General features: G+C 67.3%; 14 protein-coding genes and 1 tRNA gene. 13 read left to right on the top strand and 2 right to left on the bottom strand.

All coding sequences use genetic code 11. The features are described 5' to 3' along the window. Positions 1-12 precede the first annotated feature (12 nt). The 7 genes from rsmA to RCH21_RS11830 all read left to right on the top strand — a co-directional run bounded on the left by rsmA (position 13) and on the right by RCH21_RS11830 (position 10,084). Positions 13-942, top strand: coding sequence for a 16S rRNA (adenine(1518)-N(6)/adenine(1519)-N(6))-dimethyltransferase RsmA (gene rsmA / locus RCH21_RS11800; RefSeq protein WP_326964515.1), 930 nt, complete (start codon positions 13-15; stop codon positions 940-942). A 23-nt stretch (positions 943-965) separates the two neighbouring features. After that, positions 966-1,937, top strand: a complete 972-nt coding sequence (locus RCH21_RS11805) for a 4-(cytidine 5'-diphospho)-2-C-methyl-D-erythritol kinase (RefSeq protein ID WP_326964516.1) — start codon at positions 966-968, stop codon at positions 1,935-1,937. Positions 1,938-1,973: 36 nt separating this feature from the next. After that, positions 1,974-3,794 carry an ABC-F family ATP-binding cassette domain-containing protein gene (locus RCH21_RS11810; protein WP_326964517.1) on the top strand — a complete coding sequence of 607 codons (1,821 nt, stop codon included), beginning with the start codon at positions 1,974-1,976 and terminating at the stop codon, positions 3,792-3,794. A 522-nt stretch (positions 3,795-4,316) separates the two neighbouring features. Then, positions 4,317-5,687 carry a glycosyltransferase gene (locus RCH21_RS11815; protein ID WP_326964518.1) on the top strand — a complete coding sequence of 457 codons (1,371 nt, stop codon included), beginning with the start codon at positions 4,317-4,319 and terminating at the stop codon, positions 5,685-5,687. Then, complete coding sequence (locus tag RCH21_RS11820) at positions 5,684-7,528, top strand: right-handed parallel beta-helix repeat-containing protein (RefSeq protein WP_326964519.1); 1,845 nt, start codon at positions 5,684-5,686, stop codon at positions 7,526-7,528. Before RCH21_RS11815 ends, RCH21_RS11820 begins: the two co-directional genes overlap by 4 nt. Beyond that, entirely contained in the window at positions 7,525-8,598 is a 1,074-nt protein-coding gene (locus RCH21_RS11825) for a right-handed parallel beta-helix repeat-containing protein (RefSeq protein ID WP_326964520.1), read from the top strand. The genes RCH21_RS11820 and RCH21_RS11825 overlap by 4 nt, the downstream gene beginning before the upstream one ends. Before the next feature lie 76 nt (positions 8,599-8,674). After that, the gene (locus RCH21_RS11830) at positions 8,675-10,084 is read left to right on the top strand and encodes a UDP-glucose dehydrogenase family protein (RefSeq protein ID WP_326964521.1); all 1,410 of its coding nucleotides are present in this window, start codon (positions 8,675-8,677) and stop codon (positions 10,082-10,084) included. A 67-nt stretch (positions 10,085-10,151) separates the two neighbouring features. On the opposite strand, the gene RCH21_RS11835 is transcribed toward RCH21_RS11830, so the two are convergent. After that, complete coding sequence (locus RCH21_RS11835; protein WP_326964522.1) at positions 10,152-11,456, bottom strand: right-handed parallel beta-helix repeat-containing protein; 1,305 nt, start codon at positions 11,454-11,456, stop codon at positions 10,152-10,154. Positions 11,457-11,732: 276 nt separating this feature from the next. On the opposite strand from RCH21_RS11835, the gene RCH21_RS11840 reads away from it, so the two are divergent. The 5 genes from RCH21_RS11840 (at position 11,733) to RCH21_RS11860 (ending at position 20,830) form a co-directional block, all read left to right on the top strand. Then, positions 11,733-13,850, top strand: a complete 2,118-nt coding sequence (locus tag RCH21_RS11840) for an Hsp70 family protein (protein WP_326964523.1) — start codon at positions 11,733-11,735, stop codon at positions 13,848-13,850. A 35-nt stretch (positions 13,851-13,885) separates the two neighbouring features. Next, a complete protein-coding gene (locus RCH21_RS11845; protein ID WP_326964524.1) occupies positions 13,886-15,976 on the top strand; it encodes a helix-turn-helix transcriptional regulator in 2,091 nt (696 codons plus the stop codon). A gap of 113 nt (positions 15,977-16,089) precedes the next feature. Further along, positions 16,090-17,385, top strand: coding sequence for an IniB N-terminal domain-containing protein (locus tag RCH21_RS11850; RefSeq protein ID WP_326964525.1), 1,296 nt, complete (start codon positions 16,090-16,092; stop codon positions 17,383-17,385). Positions 17,386-17,474: 89 nt separating this feature from the next. Then, positions 17,475-19,340 carry a dynamin family protein gene (locus RCH21_RS11855; RefSeq protein ID WP_326964526.1) on the top strand — a complete coding sequence of 622 codons (1,866 nt, stop codon included), beginning with the start codon at positions 17,475-17,477 and terminating at the stop codon, positions 19,338-19,340. Beyond that, positions 19,337-20,830, top strand: a complete 1,494-nt coding sequence (locus RCH21_RS11860; protein ID WP_326964527.1) for a dynamin family protein — start codon at positions 19,337-19,339, stop codon at positions 20,828-20,830. Before RCH21_RS11855 ends, RCH21_RS11860 begins: the two co-directional genes overlap by 4 nt. Before the next feature lie 9 nt (positions 20,831-20,839). On the opposite strand, the gene RCH21_RS11865 is transcribed toward RCH21_RS11860, so the two are convergent. Beyond that, complete coding sequence (locus RCH21_RS11865) at positions 20,840-21,385, bottom strand: hypothetical protein (protein ID WP_147394311.1); 546 nt, start codon at positions 21,383-21,385, stop codon at positions 20,840-20,842. A 222-nt stretch (positions 21,386-21,607) separates the two neighbouring features. Between RCH21_RS11865 and RCH21_RS11870 the strand changes: the two genes are divergently transcribed. Continuing rightward, positions 21,608-21,679, top strand: a tRNA-Gln gene (locus tag RCH21_RS11870). Positions 21,680-21,713 lie beyond the last annotated feature (34 nt).

Consider the following 21,713-nt stretch of genomic DNA (forward strand, 5'->3'; position numbering starts at 1 on the left):
TACGATGACACGGTGACCACGCACCAGGCCGCCGGCCAGCCCGCACCCCTTTTCGGTGCCGCAGACGTACGACGCCTGGCGGCGGAGGTGGATATCCGGCCGACCAAGTCGCTCGGGCAGAACTTCGTGATCGACGGCAACACCATCCGCCGGATCGTCGCGTCGGCAAACCTGGCTCCCGGCGAGACGGTCCTCGAAGTAGGGCCGGGGCTCGGTTCCCTGACCCTCGGACTGCTCGACGCTGCCGAGCGCGTCATCGCCGTCGAGATCGATCCGGTCCTGGCCGGCAAGCTGCCCGGCACCATCGCCCAGTGGCGGCCGGAGCGCGCAGGGGCGCTCGACGTCGTCCTCGAGGACGCGCTGCGCGTCACCTCGCTGCCCCACGAGCCGACGGCGCTCGTGGCCAACCTCCCGTACAACGTCGCCGTGCCCGTGGTGCTCAACCTCCTTGCACGCTTCCCGTCGCTCCGCCACGGCCTGGTGATGGTGCAGGACGAGGTGGCGGACCGCCTTGCGGCTCCTCCCGGTTCCAAGGTGTACGGCGTGCCGTCGGTCAAGGCCGCCTGGTACTCGAGCATGGCCAAGGCCGGTGTGATCGGGATGAACGTCTTCTGGCCGGCACCGAAGATCGCCTCGGGACTGGTCCGGTTCACGCGCCGGGATCCCCCCGTCACCACGGCCACGCGCGAGCAGGTCTTCGCCGTCATCGACGCCGCGTTCGCGCAGCGCAGGAAGACGCTCCGTGCCGCGCTGGCGGGCTGGGCGGGTTCGCCCGTCCTCGCGGAGCAGGCCCTGCGCGCCGCCGGGGTGGACCCGACCGCGCGCGGTGAGGTGCTCGACATCACTGCATTCGCGCGTATCGCCGAAGCGCGCGTGGAGACGCCCTCCAGCGCGTCCGCACCTGCGTCCCCCACGGCACCGGACGCGCCCGGTGCGGCCTGACACGGTGGGCTAGGTTGGTGGGTATGGTCTCGGGCAGAACGGTCGTCATGCGCTCCGGAGCACGGTCCGTGCGCGTCAGGGCCCCCGGCAAGATCAACGTCTCGCTGCAGGTGGGCCCGCCCCGCGAGGACGGCTATCACGGGATCGCCAGCGTCTTCCTTGCCGTGTCCCTCTATGAGGAGGTCACGGCCACGGAGACCCCGGGTGACGGGATCAGCGTGACGGTCAACGGCAAGGGCATGCTCAACCTTCCCGCCGACACCATCCCGCTTGACCGGACCAATCTCGCCGTGCGCGCCGCGGAGCTCCTCGCCGAGGTCAGCCCGGGCCGCACCGGCGTGCACCTCGACATCACCAAGCGCGTGCCGATCTCCGGTGGGATGGGCGGTGGCTCGGCCGACGCGGCCGCAGCCCTGCTCGCGTGCGATGCCCTGTGGGGCAGCGGTTTCTCGCGGGACGAGCTGGCGAAGATCGCCATCGACCTCGGCGCGGACGTCCCGTTCGCGCTCGTCGGCGGGACCGCCGTCGGGCTCGGGGTGGGGGACCAGCTCACCCCGGCCATCTCCAAGACACCCCTGCACTGGGTGCTCGTGACCTCCGCCTACGGCTTGTCCACCCCGGAGGTCTACCGGACGCTCGACGCCATCCGGTTGCGGGACGGCGTGGAGCCGGACCCCCAGCCGCAGATCGACCCGGCGATCCTCGGGGCGATGCGCGCGGGGGATGCGCTGGGGCTGGCGCCGCTGCTGCACAACGACCTCCAGCAGGCCTCGCTCGAACTCGCACCCGCGCTGGGCGATATCCTTGATACCGGGAAGGCCTTCGGGGCACTGGCCGGCATCGTGTCCGGTTCGGGGCCCACCATCGCCTTCCTCGCCCGAAGCTCCGGCCACGCGGCCGAACTGGAGGCGCTCCTCGACACCGAGGGGCTCCAGGCAGCGTCCGTCCATGGTCCGGCGCACGGGGCACGCATCGCCACAGACTTCGCGGGCTGACCGCGCACCACCGTTTCAACCGAAAGCAGTATTTCCTTGGCCCACCTCCTCGGCGCGGAAAGCGTCAGCGTCGCCTATGTCACCCGCTCCATCCTCGACAACGTGTCCCTGGGACTCGAGGACGGCGACCGTATCGGCATGGTGGGGCGCAACGGTGACGGTAAATCCACCCTCATGCGCCTCCTCGCCCAGCGCAGCACACCCGATTCCGGCCGCGTCACGAAGCGGCGCGATGTCTCGGTCGGCTACCTCGACCAGTCGGACGTGCTCGACGGCGACCTCGAGGTCGGGACCGCGATCGTCGGGGACCAGGCGGACCACGAGTGGGCGTCCAACCCGAAGATCCGCGATGTCATGGGCGGACTCGTGTCCGAGGTCGACTGGCACGCCAGGGTGTCGTCGCTCTCGGGCGGCCAGAAACGCCGCGTGGCCCTCGCCAAGCTCCTCATCGGCGACGACGACGTCATCATGCTCGACGAGCCCACCAACCACCTCGACGTCGAGGGCGTCGCCTGGCTGGCGCGGCACCTGCAGCAGCGCTGGCGTCCCACCGAGGGTGGCCTGCTCGTCGTGACGCACGATCGGTGGTTCCTCGACGAGATCTGCAACCACACGTGGGAGGTGCACGACGCCGTCGTCGACGACTTCGACGGCGGGTACGCGGCCTACGTCCTCGCGCGGGCCGAGCGTGACCGCATGAACTCCGTGATCGAGTCCAAGCGCGTGCAGCTGGTGAAGAAGGAACTGGCCTGGCTGCGTCGTGGGGCGCCGGCGCGGACCGCCAAGCCCAAGTTCCGCATCGAGGCCGCGAACGAGCTGATCGCCGACGTCCCCGAGCCGCGTGACTCGCTGGCCCTGAGCAAGATGGCGATGTCCCGGCTCGGCAAGGATGTGCTCGACCTCGAGGACATCAGCCTGGCCATCACCGACGGCGAGGGCCAGGACCGCCAGCTGTTCGACAAGATCACCCTTCGGCTCGCGCCGGGCCAGCGGCTCGGGCTCGTCGGGGTCAACGGCTCGGGGAAGACCACCCTGCTGCGGCTGCTCAACGGCGAACTCCAGCCGACGACGGGCAAGGTCAAGAAGGGCAAGACGGTGCAGACGGCGGTCCTGTCGCAGGAGGTACGCGAACTCGACGACGTCAGCAACAGCAGGGTCATCGAGGTCATCGAGTCGGAGAAGCGTGTCTTCGCCGTCGGCGGCAAGGAGGTCTCGGCCAGCCAGCTCGTGGAGCAGCTCGGCTTCACGAACGAGAAGCAGTGGACCAGGGTCAGTGAACTCTCCGGTGGTGAGCGGCGCCGGCTGCAGCTGCTGCGGCTCCTCGTCGGGGAACCGAACGTCCTGATGCTCGATGAGCCGACGAACGATCTCGACACCGACACGCTCTCGGCCATCGAGGACGTCCTCGACGGCTGGCCCGGAACCCTCGTGGTGGTCTCCCACGACCGCTACCTGCTCGAGCGCGTCACCGACTCACAGATGGCCCTGCTCGGGGACGGACGCCTGCGCGACCTGCCGGGCGGCGTCGACCAGTACCTCGAGCTCCGCAAGGCCGCCGGCCCCATGACGGCGACCGGAAGCGCCGCTTCTCCCGCGATCAGCGGAGGTTCCGCGGGTAGCTCCTCCGAGGCGGAGCTGCGACAGGCTCGCAAGGACCTTGCGCGGATCGAGCGCCAGATCACGAAGGTCGATGCCCAGAAGGGCAAGCTCCAGCAGCAGATGAACGACGCCGGCGCCAGGTCCGACGCCGATTTCGAGCAGATCGCAGGACTGAACACCCGCCTGCAGGAGCTGCAGGCGGAGATCGAGGACCTCGAGGTGCAGTGGATGGAGGCCGCGGAGGTCCTGGGGGAGTAGGCCCGGGAACCGGGCGGTTTCGTCCGCCTGTCCGCAAGGTTTCCTGCGAGTAGGCGTTGTGTTAACACTTGGTGCACCCGAGTCGGGGGATTCGACCGGGCAGGTGGCTATCGCGGCACGCGGCAGGACCCCGGAACCAGTATGTGGCGACGGCTGCGATGGGCGGGCACCGGGTGGTCCTGCCTTTCCGCGCGGACGATGAATGCGCAGGTCAGAGGGGTAGGACGGGCCTGGAGCAGCCTTCCGACCAGGCCTTCCGGGACCTCGCGGATGGAGATGCGGTCGGGGCATGGGGGAGAGCCGGAGCACGTGTAGGTACGCGGATGGAACCACGTAGGAGCGCCGGTTTTTCAGGTAGTGCTCGGCATCGGATCCTTCCCATAGCCTCAGGCCATAAGGTCCCTGATGATCTTTCCGGACCATGCGCCCCGCCTGGAAGCAGCTGAGCTGCTGCAGGCAGGGGACCGGTCTGACGCCCACCGTCGTGCACCTCCCGCCATTCCGTCCTGCCCGAGGAATCCGATGCACCCCTTTGCGCCTGCAGCACCATCCACACCGACCCCCGCCGTCGACTTCGTCGTCGCGGCACTGGGCGACCGGTGGTCCGCCTGGACCTCCGGTTTCGACTGGACGGACGTCAGCGCCTTCTGGGTCGAGGTCTCGCCCTACTTCCCGATCGCCGTTGCCGGCGCGATCGTCTGGGGACTGTGGCTCTACCGCTTCATCCTGTCCCACCGGGCGCAACCGATCGTGACCAACTATCGGACGACGACCTCCGTGGTGGTGCCGTCCTTCCACGAGGATCCGGACATCCTGATGAGCGCCCTCGAGTCGTGGCGCGCCCAGCACCCGGACGAGATCATCATCGTCCTCGACGTCGAGGACCTCGACGCCTACGCACGGATCGAGGCACTCCAGGATCCCGTGATCAAGCCGATCCTGTTCCACCATGTGGGCAAGCGATCCGCCCTCGGTGCCGGCATCCGCCTTGCGCAGCACGAGATCCTGGTGCTCACGGACTCGGATACCTGGTGGCAGCCCGATCTCCTGCAGAACGTGCAGATGCCGTTCATCGACCCGCTCGTGGGGGCCGTGGGAACCCATCAGACCGTCTACAAGCGGGAAACCAGCGTCTGGCGTCGGGTTGCCGACTGGCTCGTGAACCTCAGGTACCTCGACTACGTCCCGGCCATGGGTGCCGCGGGGGCCGTCCCGTGCATCTCGGGCCGGACGGCCGTCTACCGTCGATCCGCCGTCCTGCCCGTCCTCGAGCACCTGGAGAACGAGTACTTCCTGGGCAAGCGGTGCATCTCGGGCGACGACGGGCGCCTCACCTGGCTCGTCCTGGCTTCCGGGTACAAGACCGTCCACCAGTCGACGGCCCGTGCCCTCTCGATGTTCCCCGCGAGCTTCCGGGCCTTCGTCAAGCAGCGCATCCGCTGGAGCCGCAACTCCTACCGCTGCTACCTCACCGCCATCGGCACCGGGTGGCTGTGGCGGACCCCGTTCATCACCAAGGTCACCGTCCTGCAGATCCTGCTGACGCCGCTGACCATGGGGCTGACCATGTTCTACCTCATCTTCAACCGCCTCGACCTCACGGTGCTCGGTGTCAGCGCCGCGCTCTGCTGGCTGCTGCTCGGCCGCGGCATCCGCGGTATCTCCCACCTCCGCCGCCACCCGCAGGACATCCTGATCCTGCCCGTCCTCGCCTTCGCCGTGATCCTCGTGGCACTGCCGATCAAGCTCTACGCCTTCTTCACCATGAACAAGCAGGGCTGGCTGACCCGCCACGCCGACCAGATCGGTGGTGACGGCCAGGATGCCGTGAGCCTGGAGACCAAGACCGAGGCAGCCACTGCCGCACAGGACACCCGGGAGGCCGTCGCATGACCAGCCGGAAACCCATCCTCCTGGGCGCGCTCGCGGTCGTCTTCATCGCGCTCGTCGCAGCCGGCTTCCTCGCGGCCGGCAACCTCTGGAAGAAGTCCGAGGTCGACGCCCTCGGACGCAACGAGATCGCCGCGAACGGCAACGTGCAGGGCGAGCTGTATACCGGGGACCCCCGCAGTGAAGCCCGGGTCGTCCAGAGCGAGGAGGAGCGGCTGGTGTACGTGCGCACCATCGCCTCCGCGGCCCGCTGGCGCGTCGACGGACTCGAGGGCCCCTACCGCCTCCATACCGGCGTGACGAACACCCTCGTGCTGCCTGCCCGCACGGAACCGTACACCGCCGCGGACCTGCTCCTGCTCGCCCCGGACACCTTCAAGCAACTCGCGTCGTCGACGTTCATGCTGACCGAGAGCATCGTGGTGCTGCCCGGAGCAACGCTCGCGTTCACCGGCGGAGAGGGCATCACCGTCCGCCTGCAGAGCAACGAGGATGCCTTCGTGTCGATCGTCGCCCTGGGCGGCTCGCTGACGGTTGCGGGCACCGAGGAGTCCGACGTCGAGATCACCAGCTGGGACGGTTCCGGTGCGGATACCGACACCTCGGACGGGCGAGCGTACGTCCGGGTGATCGGCGGTCACGCATCGTTCTCCCACGCCACGGTGTCATCACTCGGGTTCTGGAGCGGCAACACCGGTGGCCTCGCACTGACCGGTACCGACACCGCCGGTACCTTCCTGGAATCGGGCGCGACGGCGGCCGAACCAGCAGCTCCGGCGGGGGCGCGGCTGCTGCCGGAGGCGGACCTCAAGTCGCTGGCCGACCAGACGGACCTCGACTACAGCGTGGTCACCGCCGGCATCGACAATCTCACGGTCAGGGACAACGCGTTCGGACTGTTCATCACCAACGCCCGGGACATCGCCATCCGTGACTCCGCCATCAGCGGGAGCCTGGTCGACGGACTGGTGCTGCACCGTTCCGTGACCGACGCGACCATCACCGGGACGACGTCGACGGACAATGCGGTCGACGGCATCACCGTCGGCCGGTCCAGCACGCGGGTCGAGCTGCAGGACGTAACGGCGAGCGGCAACGGCAGGAACGGGATCTCTCTCGACGGCCAGCCCCTCGCGGACGGCCCCAACGCCGTCGGCACGGCGGTCGTCACCTATGGCGGGAACCGCATCCTGGGAAGCACCGTCGCCGACAACGGACGGTACGGGGTCGAGCTCAGCGGCGGCAACAAGCTGCGCCTCACGGGCAACACCATCCAGGGCAACGAGGTCGGAGTCGTCGTCAACTACGGTGCAGAGGGCGTGAGCATCATCGACAACGAGATCCGGGACCAGCACAAGCAGGGCATCGCGGTGCGGGAGGCCGGGGCGCAGGCCGATATCCGCAGGAACACGATCTCCGGCGGCGACACCGGCGTGTACGTCCGGGACGCTACTGCGTCCATCACCGGCAACACCATGAGCTCGCTCTCCGGGCACGGCGTCTCCCTCCTCGGCAACGTGCCCGATACCAGGGTCGCCGGCAACGACGTGGGCGGTTATGGAACCGTGGCGATCTGGGACGAGACCTCCACCGGAGCCGTGGTGGAGGAGAACGACCTGCTGAGCTGGCATCCCGCTCCCACCGTCCATAGCGTCATGAATTCCGTCTTCCAGCCCCTGACCTTCATCTGGCTGTTGCTCGGGGCGCTACTCGTGGCGACGGCTTTCACCCGCAAGCGGCACCTCCGCGTGCGGACCATCCGCGATCCCTACAAGGAGCGTGTCCCCTTGACGACCCTCAGCCGCGGCATTGTGCGCATCGATGACATCCGGCGGGCCCAGTGACCCGCCGCGGAGGGATCCTGGCCCTGCTCCTGGCAGCGCTGGCCCTGGTCGTTGCAGCCGTCGTCGTCGTGGTGGGCCTGAACAGGGCCGACAACCAGGACACGGCCGGCGACCAGCCGGACCCCGGGCAATCTTCCACGCAGGACGCAAGCCCTGAGCCCGGACCTGTGGCATCTCCGGTCGAATGCCCTGCGTCGACCGTGCAGGTGGGGAATTCGGCCGATCTGTCGAACGCCCTGGACGCCGCCCGGCCGGGAGACGTCATCGGCCTCGGACCGGGCGTATATACGGGTAATTTCGCAGCGTCCGCATCGGGAACAGCGGAGCAACCCATCACGGTCTGCGGCGGCGCGGAGAGCATCCTCGACGGCGGTACGACCGACGACGGCTATGTGCTGCACCTCGAGGACTCCGCGTACTGGGTACTCCAGGGCTTCACGGTCCGCAACGGCCAGAAGGGCGTCATGGTGGACCAGGGCACCAACCTGCTGATCCAGGGGCTGACGGTCACCACCACCGGCGACGAGGCGATACACCTCCGGAAGTTCAGTACCGACAACCGGGTCATCGGCAACACGATCAGCAACACGGGCCTGCGGAAGCCCAAGTTCGGCGAGGGTATCTACATCGGCACGGCCGAGAGCAACTGGTGCGACATCAGCAACTGCGAGCCCGACCGAAGTGACCGTAACGAGATTGCCGGCAACACCATCTCGGGAACCACCTCCGAGAATGTCGACATCAAGGAGGGCACCTCGGACGGAATCCTGCGCGACAACAGCTTCGACGGGTCGGGCATCGTCGAGGCCGACTCCTGGGTCGATGTGAAAGGCAGGGGCTGGGTCATTGCAGACAATGCCGGGGCCGATTCCCCGCAGGACGGATTCCAGACGCACGAGATCGTGGACGGCTGGGGCACCGAGAACGTCTTCCGTGACAACGTCGCCCAGGTCAACGGACCGGGGCTCGGGTACTCACTGAAGCCCGTGCGCGACAACGTCGTCGAATGCAGCAACACGGCCTCCGCTGCCGGAGAAGGCCTGTCGAACGAACCCTGCACCTCCGGCTGACCGCTTCTTTCCACTACCCCTCACCAGACCACCCTTCAACAATCCGCGATACCCCCTACCCAAAAGAGGATGAACGATGAGCACTTCCCAGCACAACGACCAGCCCGCACCCCGCGTGACGGTGATCGGCACGGGTTATCTCGGAGCAACCCACGCCGTCTGCATGGCGATCATGGGCTTCGAGGTCCTCGGCGTGGACGTGGACCAGCGCAAGATCGACCTGCTGTCAGCCGGTGAGGTGCCCTTCTTCGAGCCAGGCCTCCCCGAGAAGCTCCAGGAGGCCCTCGCGACAGGCCGCCTGCGCTTCAGCACCGATTTCGACGAGGCCGCAGCTTTCGGCGACGTGCACTTCGTCTGTGTCGGGACGCCACAGGCCCCGAATTCGTCGGCGGCGGATCTGAAGTACGTCGACGCCGCCTTCACGGCGCTGGCGACGCGGATCGACCGGAAGGTCCTGCTCGTCGGGAAATCGACCGTCCCGATCGGAACAGCAGCCCGCATCACCTCCATGGTGCAGTCGCTGTCCCCGCTCGGCACGGAACTCGAACTCGCCTGGAATCCCGAGTTCCTCCGCGAGGGTTTCGCCGTCCAGGACACGCTCTTTCCCGATCGCCTCGTCTTCGGCGTGAGCTCCAGCTGGGCCGAGCAGCAACTCCGGAGGGTCTTCAAGCCCATCCTCGATCTCGAGACACCGGTGATCGTCGCTGACCTTGCGACGTCCGAGCTGGTGAAGGTCGCAGCGAACTCCTTCCTCGCCACGAAGATCTCGTTCATCAACGCGATGGCGGAAATCTGCGAGGCGACCGGCGCCGACGTCAACCAGCTCGCCAAGGCGCTCAGCCTGGACGACCGCATCGGCGGTCGCTTCCTGAAGCCCGGCCTCGGTTTCGGCGGCGGCTGCCTCCCGAAGGACATCAGGGCGTTCAAGCACCGCGCGGAGGAGCTCGGGGTCGGACAGGCCGTCAGTTTCCTCGGCGAGGTGGACTCCATCAACAACCGACGCCGCGTCCGTACCGTCGACCTCATCCGCGAACTGGCGGGCGGCAGCCTCGCCGGGGTACGGGTGGCGGCCCTGGGTGCCGCGTTCAAACCGAACTCCGATGACGTCCGTGATGCGCCGGCGCTCGACGTCGCCCGCCTGCTGTACCTCGAGGGGGCCATCGTCTCGGTGTACGACCCCCAGGCCAACGAGAACGCCCACCGCGCCTACCCGGACCTCAACTACGTGGATTCCATGGCCGAGGCGGTGGACAAGGCCGACGTCGTCGCCCTGCTCACGGAGTGGTCCGAGTTCCGCAACGCGGATCCGGACGCGCTCGGTGCCTTGGTCCGTCATCGTCGGATCCTCGACGGACGCCACGCGCTGAACGCCAATGACTACACGTCGAAGGGCTGGCAGTACCGCGCCCTCGGCCGGCCGGCCCAGGCCGCCACCGTGGAACTGGCGTTCGACGTGCGCGACGAGACGCCCAGCCTCGTGGTGTAGCTGTAGCTTGATCGCCGACAGCGCCGGGTGGGAATCTCCACCCGGCGCTATCGGCGTCGACGGTGGATCAGCGGCAGGCGATGTTGCTGAGCCCGCGGGCCGCCCCGCTCGCCTTGCAGGCGATGGTGGTCGCGAGCGATGCCGACTGGACCCAGACCTCATAGCCCGGTACGCCGCCCTGCACGGTGTTGCCCGTGAAGCTGTTGCCCATGCCCCACCCTGCGAGGACGGAGTGGACCTGGAAGGCGTCGAGCTTCGTCCCAAGGCCGGAATTGCCTTCGATGCGGTAGCCGTTGCCCTTCACGTCGACCCAGGAGTCCGCGTAGTTCGCGCCGGAGAAACCCGAGTTGGTAAACACGTTCCCCGCTATTACGCCGCCCGTGGTCCCCTCCTTGATGTCGATGCCCTCGGCGGAAGTATTGGTGACCCGATTGCCACGCACCGTGATCCGGTCCGACCGGTCCGGTGTCCCGCTGACCCAGTTGCTCTTGGCGCTACCGATATAGATGCCCTCGCCGTACTCGGGCTGGGTCAGTCCGGTGTCGTGGATGAAGGAGTCGAGGATCGCGCCGTCGGAGCTGCCGGAGCGGAAATGCACCGCTTCCGCGCCGATGGTGCCGACGTCGACGCCGTTGATGACCGTGTTCTTCGAGCCGTCGAGCACAATGCCCTTGGCCGACGAGGCGACGGAGATGCCGGTGATGCGCCAGTTCGACCCGGTGACATGGAGGCCGTAGCCCGACGACGTGGATCCTGTGGAGAGGACGGCGTTGCGGGAGCCGCGAAGGGTGATCGGCGCGGATGCCGTGCCGGAGGCCGACGCCGTGAATGCGCCGATGTAACGGCCGTCCCGCAGTTCGATGATCTGTCCGGGCTGCGCGGAGGCAAGGGCGGACTTCAGTCCGGCCGCAGTGGACACCTGGACGACACCAGCGGGCGAGGGGGCGGGCGACGTCGTAGGTGGCGTGGGTGCGGGAGCGGGAGCCGGCGGTGCCGGTTGAACCGGTGCCGGCGTCGTGGTTCCCACGGAGAAGTTCACGGTCGCCTCCTGTCGTCCGGTAGACGTTTCCCACCGGACATTGAGCTTATGCAGTCCGGTGCCCGCCGTCACGGGCCAGGTGTAGGGAGCCTCGGTGTCCTGGCCCAGATAGGTGCCGTCCAGCTTGAACTTCACCGTCGTTCCCGTCGGCGCCTGGACGGATGCGGTGAAACTGCCGTTCTGCTGCACCGCGTCGGCAAGGTTCTTCCCGTCCCCGAGGATGGTGATGACTGCGGCGGATGCAGGAGATGCCAGACAGGACAGGGCGATGGCGGTGACGACGACGCCCACCGCTGCCCGGTGTGCCGAGCGCAGGCTGAGGGAAGGAATCATGGGCTTCTTTCTGGGGAGACCATCCCGCAGATGCGGGCCAGTTCGTCAGAGGCTAGCGAAGCTCGCCGAGGACCCCTACGCCCTTCGTCCCAACCTCACAAGAAACAGGGGAAAGTCCGCGAATGCTTGTTATTCCTTGCGCCAACGGTGCCGGAAGGGGACAAGTAGTGCTGCATCGAAGACGAGTACACGAAGCGGGGCATTACTCTCGTTTCGCTCGTTACCGTCCTGTTAGCTGGGGCCGAGTGGTCAGGACGAGCATGACACGGGGAAGCTATGAGCTACGGTCTCAGCATTGATGTAGGAACAAGTTTCACGGCAGCAGCTGTCATCGAGACAGGACCGCAGGGGCTTCGTGAGCCACAGGTCCTGGCACTGGGCAGCAGGGCCTCGGTAATACCGACGGTCGTCTTCATCGGCCAGGACGGCACCCGACTGGTCGGCGAGGTCGCCGAACGCAGGGGAAGTTCCCAGCCGGAGCGCCTGGCACGGGAGTTCAAGCGCCGGATAGGCGACGAAGTGCCCCTGATGGTGGGTGACATCGCCGTCCTGCCGCAGGAGCTTTTCGCCACCGTCGTTCTGTGGGTGGTGGACGTAGCCGCCGAGAGGCAGGGCTGTTCCCCGGAGTCAGTCACGCTGACGCATCCGGTCGGGTGGGGTGAGCACAGGCAGTCACTCCTGAGATCGGCGCTGGCCGAGGCAGGCCTGCAGGACGTCGTCCTGATGACCGAGCCCGAAGCCGCAGCGCTGTTGTACGCCTCTCGGGAGCACATCGAAGGCGGAACCACCCTGGCTGTCTATGACCTCGGCGGGGGAACCTTCGACGCGACCGTGGTCCGCAAGACCGGCTCCAACGCGTTCACGGTCCTCGGAGTACCCCAGGGCCTCGAGCGGCTGGGCGGAGCCGACTTCGACCAGGAGGTTTTCAGTCACGTCATCAACGAGCCCGGAGTCCATCTCGCGGACCTGGACACCTCCGCGCCGGAGGTTCTTGCCGCACTGAGCCGGCTTCGCAGGGAGTGTGCCGAAGCCAAGGAGGCACTCTCGTCGGACTCGGAGGCGATCATCGCGGTCATGCTTCCCGGGGCGCACTCACAGGTACGCCTGGTTCGGTCGGAACTCGAGGCCATGATCGAACCCGCCTTGGGCGAGACGGTGGACACCCTGCGCTGTGCGCTGACGAGTGCGCAGGTCGATGCCGAGGACCTGACCGCGATCCTGCTCATCGGTGGATCATCACGCATACCGTTGGTCGCGCAGCTCCTGTCCGCCGAATTCAACCGCCCGCTGGCAGTAGACCTGGACCCGAAGGCATCGGTTGCCCTTGGCGCGGCCTTCGCAACAGCGGTGCTGGAAGAGATTCCGGACCAGGACGAGGGGCTGGTTCCCGCGGCAGGGACGCCGGCTTCCATCGCAGGCGAAATGCAGGACGGCGATGCGCTGCCACACCGCGTCAATCGAGCAGGCTTCTCACTGCATGCCAGGAAGCCGGAAGCGGTTCCGCGCCACGGTCCGGCAGCCATGACGCCGAACAGGCTCATCGGAGTACGCGTCGGCGCCATTGCGGCGGCAGTTGCCTTGCTGGGAGTTGCGACCGCGACAGCCGTCAATGCTCCCGGTGGCCTTGCTGCCCTGTCGGGGTTCGTGGCCAACGAACGGGCGGAGGCTGCCGAGGAGCCCCGGCCCATCACGCCGACGGAGCTGTCACCCACCCCGCTCGACGAGGCTCGGGATGGGGAGAACGTCGGTCCCCTGGCCGGCCCCTATCTCGGTCAGAACTTCCTGGAACGAGCCGGGATCGAGGGAGCGGCGCCAGCGCCGAAGGACGGGGACAAGGGTGCGGAGGCCGAACCCTCCGGTTCGTCGGACCTTCCGGGCCGAAACGCCGCCAAGACTACGGAACAGACGGAGGGAGGGAAAGCGACATCCGACAAAGCAGCCGACGGGACGCCCTCAGGGGTAGGAGCAGCGCCCGCTCCTTCACTTTCTGCCGCCGGCTCGTCCGCGTCCGCTTCGAAGCCCGGTACAAGCCCGGACGTTCCCACGCCGCCCGCCCCTTTCCCGTCGACCCCAGCCCCGACGACCCCAGCCCCGACGACGCCTGTCGAACCGGGTCCAGCACCCTCGGAGCCGACCCCGACGACTCCGGTGGATCCCACGACGCCGGTGGATCCCCCTACGACTCCGGATCCCACTCTGGAACCTCCTGTCGTGGAGCCCACAACCCCCGTTTCGCCCGACCCGGTCACGGACCCGACCACGCCCCCGCCGGCCCCCGAGCCGACCGCGGGCCCCGAGCCCGAGCCCACGTTTTCATCAGCCGATCCGACACCCGCCGATCCGCCGTCTCCTGGTGAATCGTCCGTCGCCTCGTCCGCGGCAACGGTGGCTTGATCATGGGGGCCAACTACCTTGAAACACACGTGCGCATGACAACAGGCATCGATCCGCAGGACCTGGACACAGCAACCTACGAGGTCGTCCTCGCCCTGTGCATCGGATTCAGTGTCCCCGGTCTCGTGCCGCCACTGCTGTACAGCGGAGGTGTTCCTGCCGAGCAACTGGCGGCCCGCGCGACGAGTGCCGGGTTCCTCCAGGCCGACGGGCGGCCATCGCCCGAGCTTCGCGCCGTCATGCTGAGGGACGCCGACGTGTACCAGGTACGTCGGCTACAGCGCGCCCTCGTCGACCTCTACTGTTCCGAATCCTTGCCCCTTGGTGCACTCGCCCGTGGGCTCGCTGCAGAAGGGTACGTGGACGAGCGTCTTGCGGACGTGCTCGGGCACCAGGGCACTGCCCTCCTCGGCACTGATCCCGCCGGTGCGCTGGAACTGCTGGACCTCGCGGTCGCCGCCGGCGCGGATTCCCTGTCCACTGCACCGCGCCGGGCTGAGGCAGCCCTTGGCTTCGGTGATCTCGACACCGCCTCCCGCATCCTGGATATCTATTTCGGGCAGCAGCCCCCCGATTCCCAGCTGGTGCTCCCCGATTTCGCGCGGGCAGTCCAGGTGTCCTGCGCGGTCTGGTCGCACCGGGGCATGATGTCCCGTGCGGCGGACGTACAACAGTGGGCAGCAGCGCTCCGATCACCAGGAGTCGAGCCTCTCGGCGCCCTGGCACTGCTCGCTGCCGGTGATGCGGCAGGCGCCCGTTCCATGGTCGGCGGTGGAACCGCGGCTCCTTCCCCATCCCTGAAGGACGTCGCATACATGCTGTTGGCCGAGGGAGCCCTGCTGTCCCTCGAGTCGGAACCGTACGGCGCGCTTCCGATGCTGATCCGTGCCTCCGACACCCTGAACGCGACGGGGCAGGGCTCGTCCGCGCCGGAGTTACCCGCGTGTTTCGCCGCGATCGTCGGGCTCCTGGCCGGCAGCCCGCAGACCGCGCTCTCCGTCATCCAGGCAGCTCTCGCAAGCAGCCAGGGGGGTCCGGTCCTCCGCCCGCGCCTGTGCCTCCTCGGCGGATGGGCGGCCATGCTCCTCGACCAGCCGGCCCTTGCACGGACGTTCATCGTCGACGCGGGCAGGCTCGAGCAACACCTCGTTCCACGCGATGAACTGCTGCTGCAGGCACTCGAGGTGGGGCTGGCACGGCGCGCGGGGGACACCTCCGCGCTCGTTCAGACCTGGCAACGCGCCCGGGAGGCGCTGCTTCATGTCTCCGTGGACCTGATGGCAGTCCTTCCGCTCAACGAACTCGTCATCGCCGCGGCCCGGCTCCGCGACGTCGAGAGGCTCAAGCCGCACCTGGAAGAAGCATGGTTGCTTCTCTCACGGCTGGGCAATCCTCCCCTGTGGTCCGTGCCCCTGCACTGGTCCGCCGTCCAGGCCGCCCTTCTGCAGGAGCGCCCGGATGACCTCGGACCACATGCGGCGGCGTTGGTGAACCAGGCCATGAGCTACCCCCTGGCGGCCACGTTCGCCGGTGCAGGCAAGGCATGGGTGACGGTACTTGCCGAACGTTTCGACACCGACTTCGTCGAGCTTGCGGCGAGGAACCTTGCGGCAGCAGGTTTCCCCTGGGAGGGTGCGCGCCTGGCCGGTCATGCTTCGGCGCGTGCCGCAGAGCGAAAGGACATGACCAGGTTGCTTTCGTGTGCACGCGACCTGCGACCGGTCCGGGAGCGGCTGATACGACCGGAGGTGACGAGGCCACCCCAGGAGCGGCCCGGCACGCAGGTGGGCGTCGCTCGACCTCCGAGCGCGGGAGCCGGCGAGCGCGGCATTCCCCGCGACAGTGCGCCGAGGGGTGACACCCCGATGCTCAGTGGCCGCGAACGCGAGATCGCCCACCTGGTCCTGCAGGGCAAGACGTACCGCGAGATCAGCGAGGAGATCTTCATCTCGCCCCGGACGGTGGAGCACCATGTGGCGCGTATCAGGCGCCGCTACGGTGCGTCGTCGCGCTCGGAACTGCTGGCACGGCTTCGTCTTTCACTCGAGCAGACAACCACCCCGGGTACTACCGCCGGCGGCGGTTCACCCGTGAGTGCCCCTAATCGGAGCGCGCGAAACCCCTAATCAGTGCCCCGGGTTAGGGGTGGACCTACCGATGCACCGGGTGCCCCCGGGCTCCTAGGTTTGGAACAAGCCAGGCAGAGCAGCCGGCGTAACAGATACCGAAGGAATATGTCATGACTACTCTTGCCTCAGATCTCCTCGACTTCCTCATGAACCTCTTCCATGACGCGGATGCGGCCAACGAGTTCATCAGCGACCCGGAGGCGGCCCTCGCACAGGCAGGCCTCAGCAACGTCTGCATGGACGACGTCGACGCCGTCATGCCCGTGGTCCTGGATTACGCTCCGGTGAGCTTCGGCGGTGACAACGACAGCTCGTTCGACCGCAGGTACGACACCGGCGGAAACTCCTCGGGCGATGTCACCCCCGGCGCCTACACGCCAGGAACCGGCGGCGGCAGCACGACGACTCCGGGCGGCGGCGGCGGCGGCAACACGACGAATCCGGGCGGCGGGGGCGGCGGCGGCAACACGACGAATCCGGGCGGCGGGGGCGGAACGACGAATCCGGGCAATCCAGCTACCGGTGGGGACGACAACGACCACGGCAATGCTGTCCAGCAGCTCCTGCACGTCGTCAACAACTACTCCTACACCTCGTCCGTGGATGACCGGGACACGATCACCGACCAGTCGGTGAACCAGAACATCTGGGCCGACGGTGACGTCAGCCAGATGTTCGACAACGAGGCCTACGTCGCTTCGGGTAACAACGCGGTTGCTGCGAACGGCGACGCCGAGGTCGACAACTCCGTCGACAACTCCGATGACCACTCGCAGGACAGCTCCACCAAGGTCAACGCGAGCGGCTCTGCGGAGGTCGAGATCGGCAACACCACAGACTCGAACAACGACAATTCCGACAACTCGGATCGCTCCGACAATTCGATCGAGGACTCGTTCAACGACGACTCGGACAATTCGGTCGAAACAGACATCGACGTGGAGCTCGAGGACTCGTTCAACGACAACTCCGACAACACGGACGTGGACGTGGAGGTCGACGATTCCTTCAACACGGACAACACGGACAACTCGGTCGAAACTGAGATCGATGTCGAACTGGAGAACTCGCTCAACACCGACAACACCGACAACTCGACCGAGATCGACGTGGAGCTCGAGGACTCGTTCAACTCCGACAACTCGCTCAACACCGACGTCGTGATCGAGGACGCGTTCAACGAGACCTCGACTGTCATCGACACCGACGTCGCGCTGGAAAACTCGTTCAACGAGGTCGACAACTCCATCGTTGCCGAGGTCGAGCTGGAGAACTCGTTCAACGAGGTCGTGACCGACAACACGACGGTGGAATACACCTCCATCGACGAATCGGCGATCTTCGTCGACAACGAGTTGGATGTCGTCGTCGATACCGATGTCTCGGTGGACGACTCGTCGCTCTGATCGCAGCACAACGAAGGCAAGCCCAACGGGGATGATTCCCCGTTGGGCTTGCCTGTGGTCTCATAGAACAACTCACCGGGGAGTCCTACATGAACGATCTCATCACGCTCGTGAACCGCGGTCTCAGCCTGGTTGCCAACGGCGATCGGGCAGACCTGCGCCAGAGGCTGGAGCAGACGCTCGCACGCCTGGCGAATCCGGATGTGCGCGTGATCGTGGTGGGGGAGTTCAAGCAGGGCAAGAGCAAGCTGATCAATGCCCTTGTCAATGCCCCGGTCTGCCCTGTGGATGATGACATCGCGACCTCCGTACCTACCCTGGTCAGCTTCGGTGATCCGGCAAGCGCCTCGGTCCTCATACCCCACAAGGACGGGGGTCCGGACCAGGACACCTCCTCGGTCGAGCGCCGGCCCATCGCACTCGAGGACATTGCAGGCTTCGTGTCGGAACGGGGCAACCCCTCGAACCGGCAGGGCCTGGCCTCTGCCGAGGTGCGCCTTCCTCGACGGGTCCTGGCCGACGGCCTCTCGATCATCGACTCCCCGGGCGTCGGCGGCCTCGAATCGGCCCACGCGCTGACCACCCTCACCGCCCTGCCCACGGCCGATGCCATGCTCCTGGTGTCGGACGCCTCACAGGAGTACACCGAACCGGAGCTGCGGTTCCTGAAGCAGGCCCAGCGCATCGTCCCGAATGTGGCGTGCCTGCTCTCCAAGACCGATCTCTACCCACAGTGGAGGGCCGTCGCCGACCTCGACAGGGGCCACCTCGCGACTGCAGGCATGGACAGCACGCCGCTGATCCCGGTTTCTTCGGACCTCCGCCTGTTCGCTGCCCAGACCGGTGATGCGGAGTTGAACCGCGAGTCCGGTTTCCCGGAACTCATCGCCTACCTCAGGAACGACGTCGTCGGCAAGGCCCAGGCGCTGCGCAGGAATTCCGTGGCCCAGGACCTGCTGTCCACGACAGAGCACCTGCGCCTGTCGGTGCAGTCCGAACTCCAGGCGCTGCAGCACCCCGAGGGAGTGCCTGTGCTCCTGGCCGAGTTGGAGGAGGCCAAGGAGAAGGCGGACCAGCAGCGAAAGCGTTCCTCACGCTGGCAGACCACGCTGAACGATGGTGCTTCCGACCTGATCTCGGACATGGAGCACGATCTCCGTGACCGGCTCCGGACCATCCAGCGGGAGGCGGAGGCCGCTATCGACGAAGGGGACCCCGGGCCCGTCTGGGACCAGTTCGCGGAGTGGCTCGAGCAGCGGGTCGCTTCCGCGGTGTCTGACACGTTCGTGTGGACGAACGAACGCTCGCACTGGCTCGCCGAGCAGGTGGCTGAACTGTTCGCGGTGGACAACGTGCCCCTGCCACTCCTGGAGGTGTCCGGCACGGACGGTGTCCTCGCCCCGGTCGAGGAGGTACCTTTCCTCGACCCCGGACACGTCAGCGCAGCAGGAAAGGTGTTGATCGGCATGCGCGGTTCCTACGGAGGCGTGCTGATGTTCGGGTTGCTGACCGGCATCATCGGCATGTCCCTCATCAATCCACTGTCGGTGGGCGCCGGACTGCTACTGGGCCGCAAGGCGTACCGGGAGGACAAGGATGCCCGGCTGAAGCGCCGTCAGTCGGAGGCGAAGGCGCTTGTCCGGCGACAGATGGACGACGTCGTCTTCCAGGTCGGGAAGCAACTGAAGGACCGGCTGCGCCTGGTGCAGCGCGAGATCCGCGACCACTTCGGTGATATCGCCGAGGAGCATCATCGGTCGCTGGCCGATTCTGTCGCTGCCGCCCAGCGGACGGCCTCCACCTACCGCCAGCAGCGCGACGAGCGTGTAGTCCAGCTGAAAGCCGAACTTGCCCGGATAGACCAGGTGCACGCGCAGGCGAAGGCGCTCCTTCCCGTCCCCGGGGCCGTGCTGGTCGCACAACGTTCTCCGGACGAGATCGCAGCAGGGACATGAGGGACAGCGGCGCCGTCGAAGCCCTGCTCCAGGCCGCGATCCAGGTGTACGACGACGAACCGGCGCTGCGGACGCAGCTCGAGGACTACGCCCAGCGCCTCCGGGAACCGCTGCGCGTCGCCGTCGCGGGCATGGTCAAGGCCGGCAAGTCCACGCTCCTCAACGCGATCATCGGCGAGGAGATCGCTCCCACCGATACGGGGGAGTGCACCCGCATCATCACCTGGTACCGTCACGCCGCGACGCCCCGGATCACGCTGTATCCCCTGGAGGGTGAGGCGCGGCTGCTTCCCCTGACGAGGGTTGACGGGCGGCTCGTCTTCGACCTCGGTGGGTTGCGGGCCGAGGACGTAGCCCGGCTCGTTGTGGAGTGGCCGGCCGAGAACCTGCGCACCATGACCCTGATCGACACCCCGGGCATCGCCTCCCTCTCCGCTGACGTGTCCGCGCGGAGCACCCGGTTCCTCACCCCGGAGGATTCCCCGTCCGAAGCGGACGCGGTCATCTACCTGATGCGGCATCTCCACAGTTCCGACCTGAAGTTCCTCGAGGCCTTCCGGGATACCAGCGCCGCCCACGCCGGGACCGTGAACGCGCTCGCGGTCCTGTCACGGGCGGACGAGGTCGGTGCAGGGCGCATCGACTCCCTCATCTCTGCCTCCCGGATCGCTGACCGCTACCGCACTGATCCGTCGCTGAAGTCACTGGTCCTGGACGTGCTGCCCATCGCAGGCCTGGTCGCCCAGAGCTCGCGGACGCTGCGGCAGGCGGAGTACGAAGCCTTCGTGGCCCTGGCGGCGCTCGGCAACACGGAGCGTGAACGCCTGCTGCTCTCCGCCGACCGCTTCGTGGCGGGAAGCAGCGCCGTCGGCATACCCACCGATGAAGCGGCACGCCTCCTCGACCGCTTCGGCATGTTCGGACTCCGCCTCGGAGCCGCGCTTGTCCGCGGCGGTATCAGGGATTCCACGGTGCTGGCACACGAGCTCGCCCGGCGCAGTGGGCTCGACAACCTGATGTCACTCGTGACGCGGCAGTTCGACGCCCGCGCCTCGACGCTGCGGGTCCGGACGGCGCTGACGGGCCTCGAGGCGTTGGTCCACAGCAATCCGAGGGACTCCGGTGGTGCGGTTCTGGCAGGCATCGAAAAGATCAAGGCCAATGCACACGAGATCAGCGAGTTGAGGCTGCTGTCGGCGCTGCGCTCGGGCCAGGTGCCGCTGCCGGTGCCGGCCGCGGGCGAGGCGGAGCGGCTCGTCGGAGGCTCGGGTACAGGTGCTCCGGAGCGCCTGGGCCTCGAGCCGGCCGCCGGTCCCGAGGACATTCGCGCCGCGTCGCTCGGGAAACTTCACCGGTGGAGGGTGCTGTCGGAGAATCCGCTGACGGACAGGGGAGCCCTGGAAGCGTGCCAGGTCGTCGTGCGCACCTGCGAGGAACTGGTGGTCCGTGCCGGCTCGGGCACACAGGACAGGGAGTTGGCACGGGGTTGACGCTTCCCGCTATTTCGTGACTGCTCGCGCCTGACGCCCATGCTCCTTGAACCACCGTGAAGCGGACGGGAACAGGCTGAGGACAAGAGCCACGACGGCGAGCACCAGGTGGACGACTGCCAGGTGGGGCGCGGGCTGGAACCCTGCAGAACCGTCCCCTAGGAACGCCAGGACCAGCAGCACGGCACCTGCGTCGGCGACCACCATCGCGAGGAGCGCCCAGCGTGCCCACCCTCGGCCACGGAGGAGCGGCCGCACCAGGAGCGCCTCGATCAGCAGCACGAGGGCAAAGACCCCCGTGGTTCCCCACAGGGCGATCAGGGCTACCTGGTCCAGCCTGGCGGCATCCGCCCCGCTGTCGATGGTTGCGGCGGTCTCCGCCAGAGTGTCGAGAAGCGCTTCACGGTCGAGGAAGGCGAGGACGAGCGCCACGACCCCGACGCCCACTGCCAGGAGCCAGAGGCCGCCGGACCTCCGGACCGAAGGGGGAGGAGACTCCTCCTTGAGCACGGGAGGCGGAACGGCGTTGGACATCGCTGGCCGGGGAGGACGCATGCTCGTAATCTAGCCCGGCTGCCTGTGAGCTTCAATGACGAGCCGGATCTGCCTCGGTCGTGGATGTCTGCGGTTCTGCTGGTCATGGCCATAGCCGTCGTGCTGGTTCTGATCTAGCCCCTACCCGGATCGCGGGCGCCTGATGTCGCCCACCCTCCGCGAGCATGGCAAACTAGAGAACCGTGCGCACATGCTCCACCACCCAGCGGAGCGTCGTCGCGGTCCGCCCTGGTGTAATGGCAGCACCCCAGCCTTTGGAGCTGTGGAGTATAGGTTCGAATCCTATGGGCGGAACGGCGAATTGCCGGCCGGACAGGCCCGTCCGCCG

The sequence above is a fragment of the Arthrobacter sp. PL16 genome (assembly GCF_035985055.1).
In the GTDB taxonomy this organism is placed as follows: domain Bacteria; phylum Actinomycetota; class Actinomycetes; order Actinomycetales; family Micrococcaceae; genus Arthrobacter_D; species Arthrobacter_D cheniae.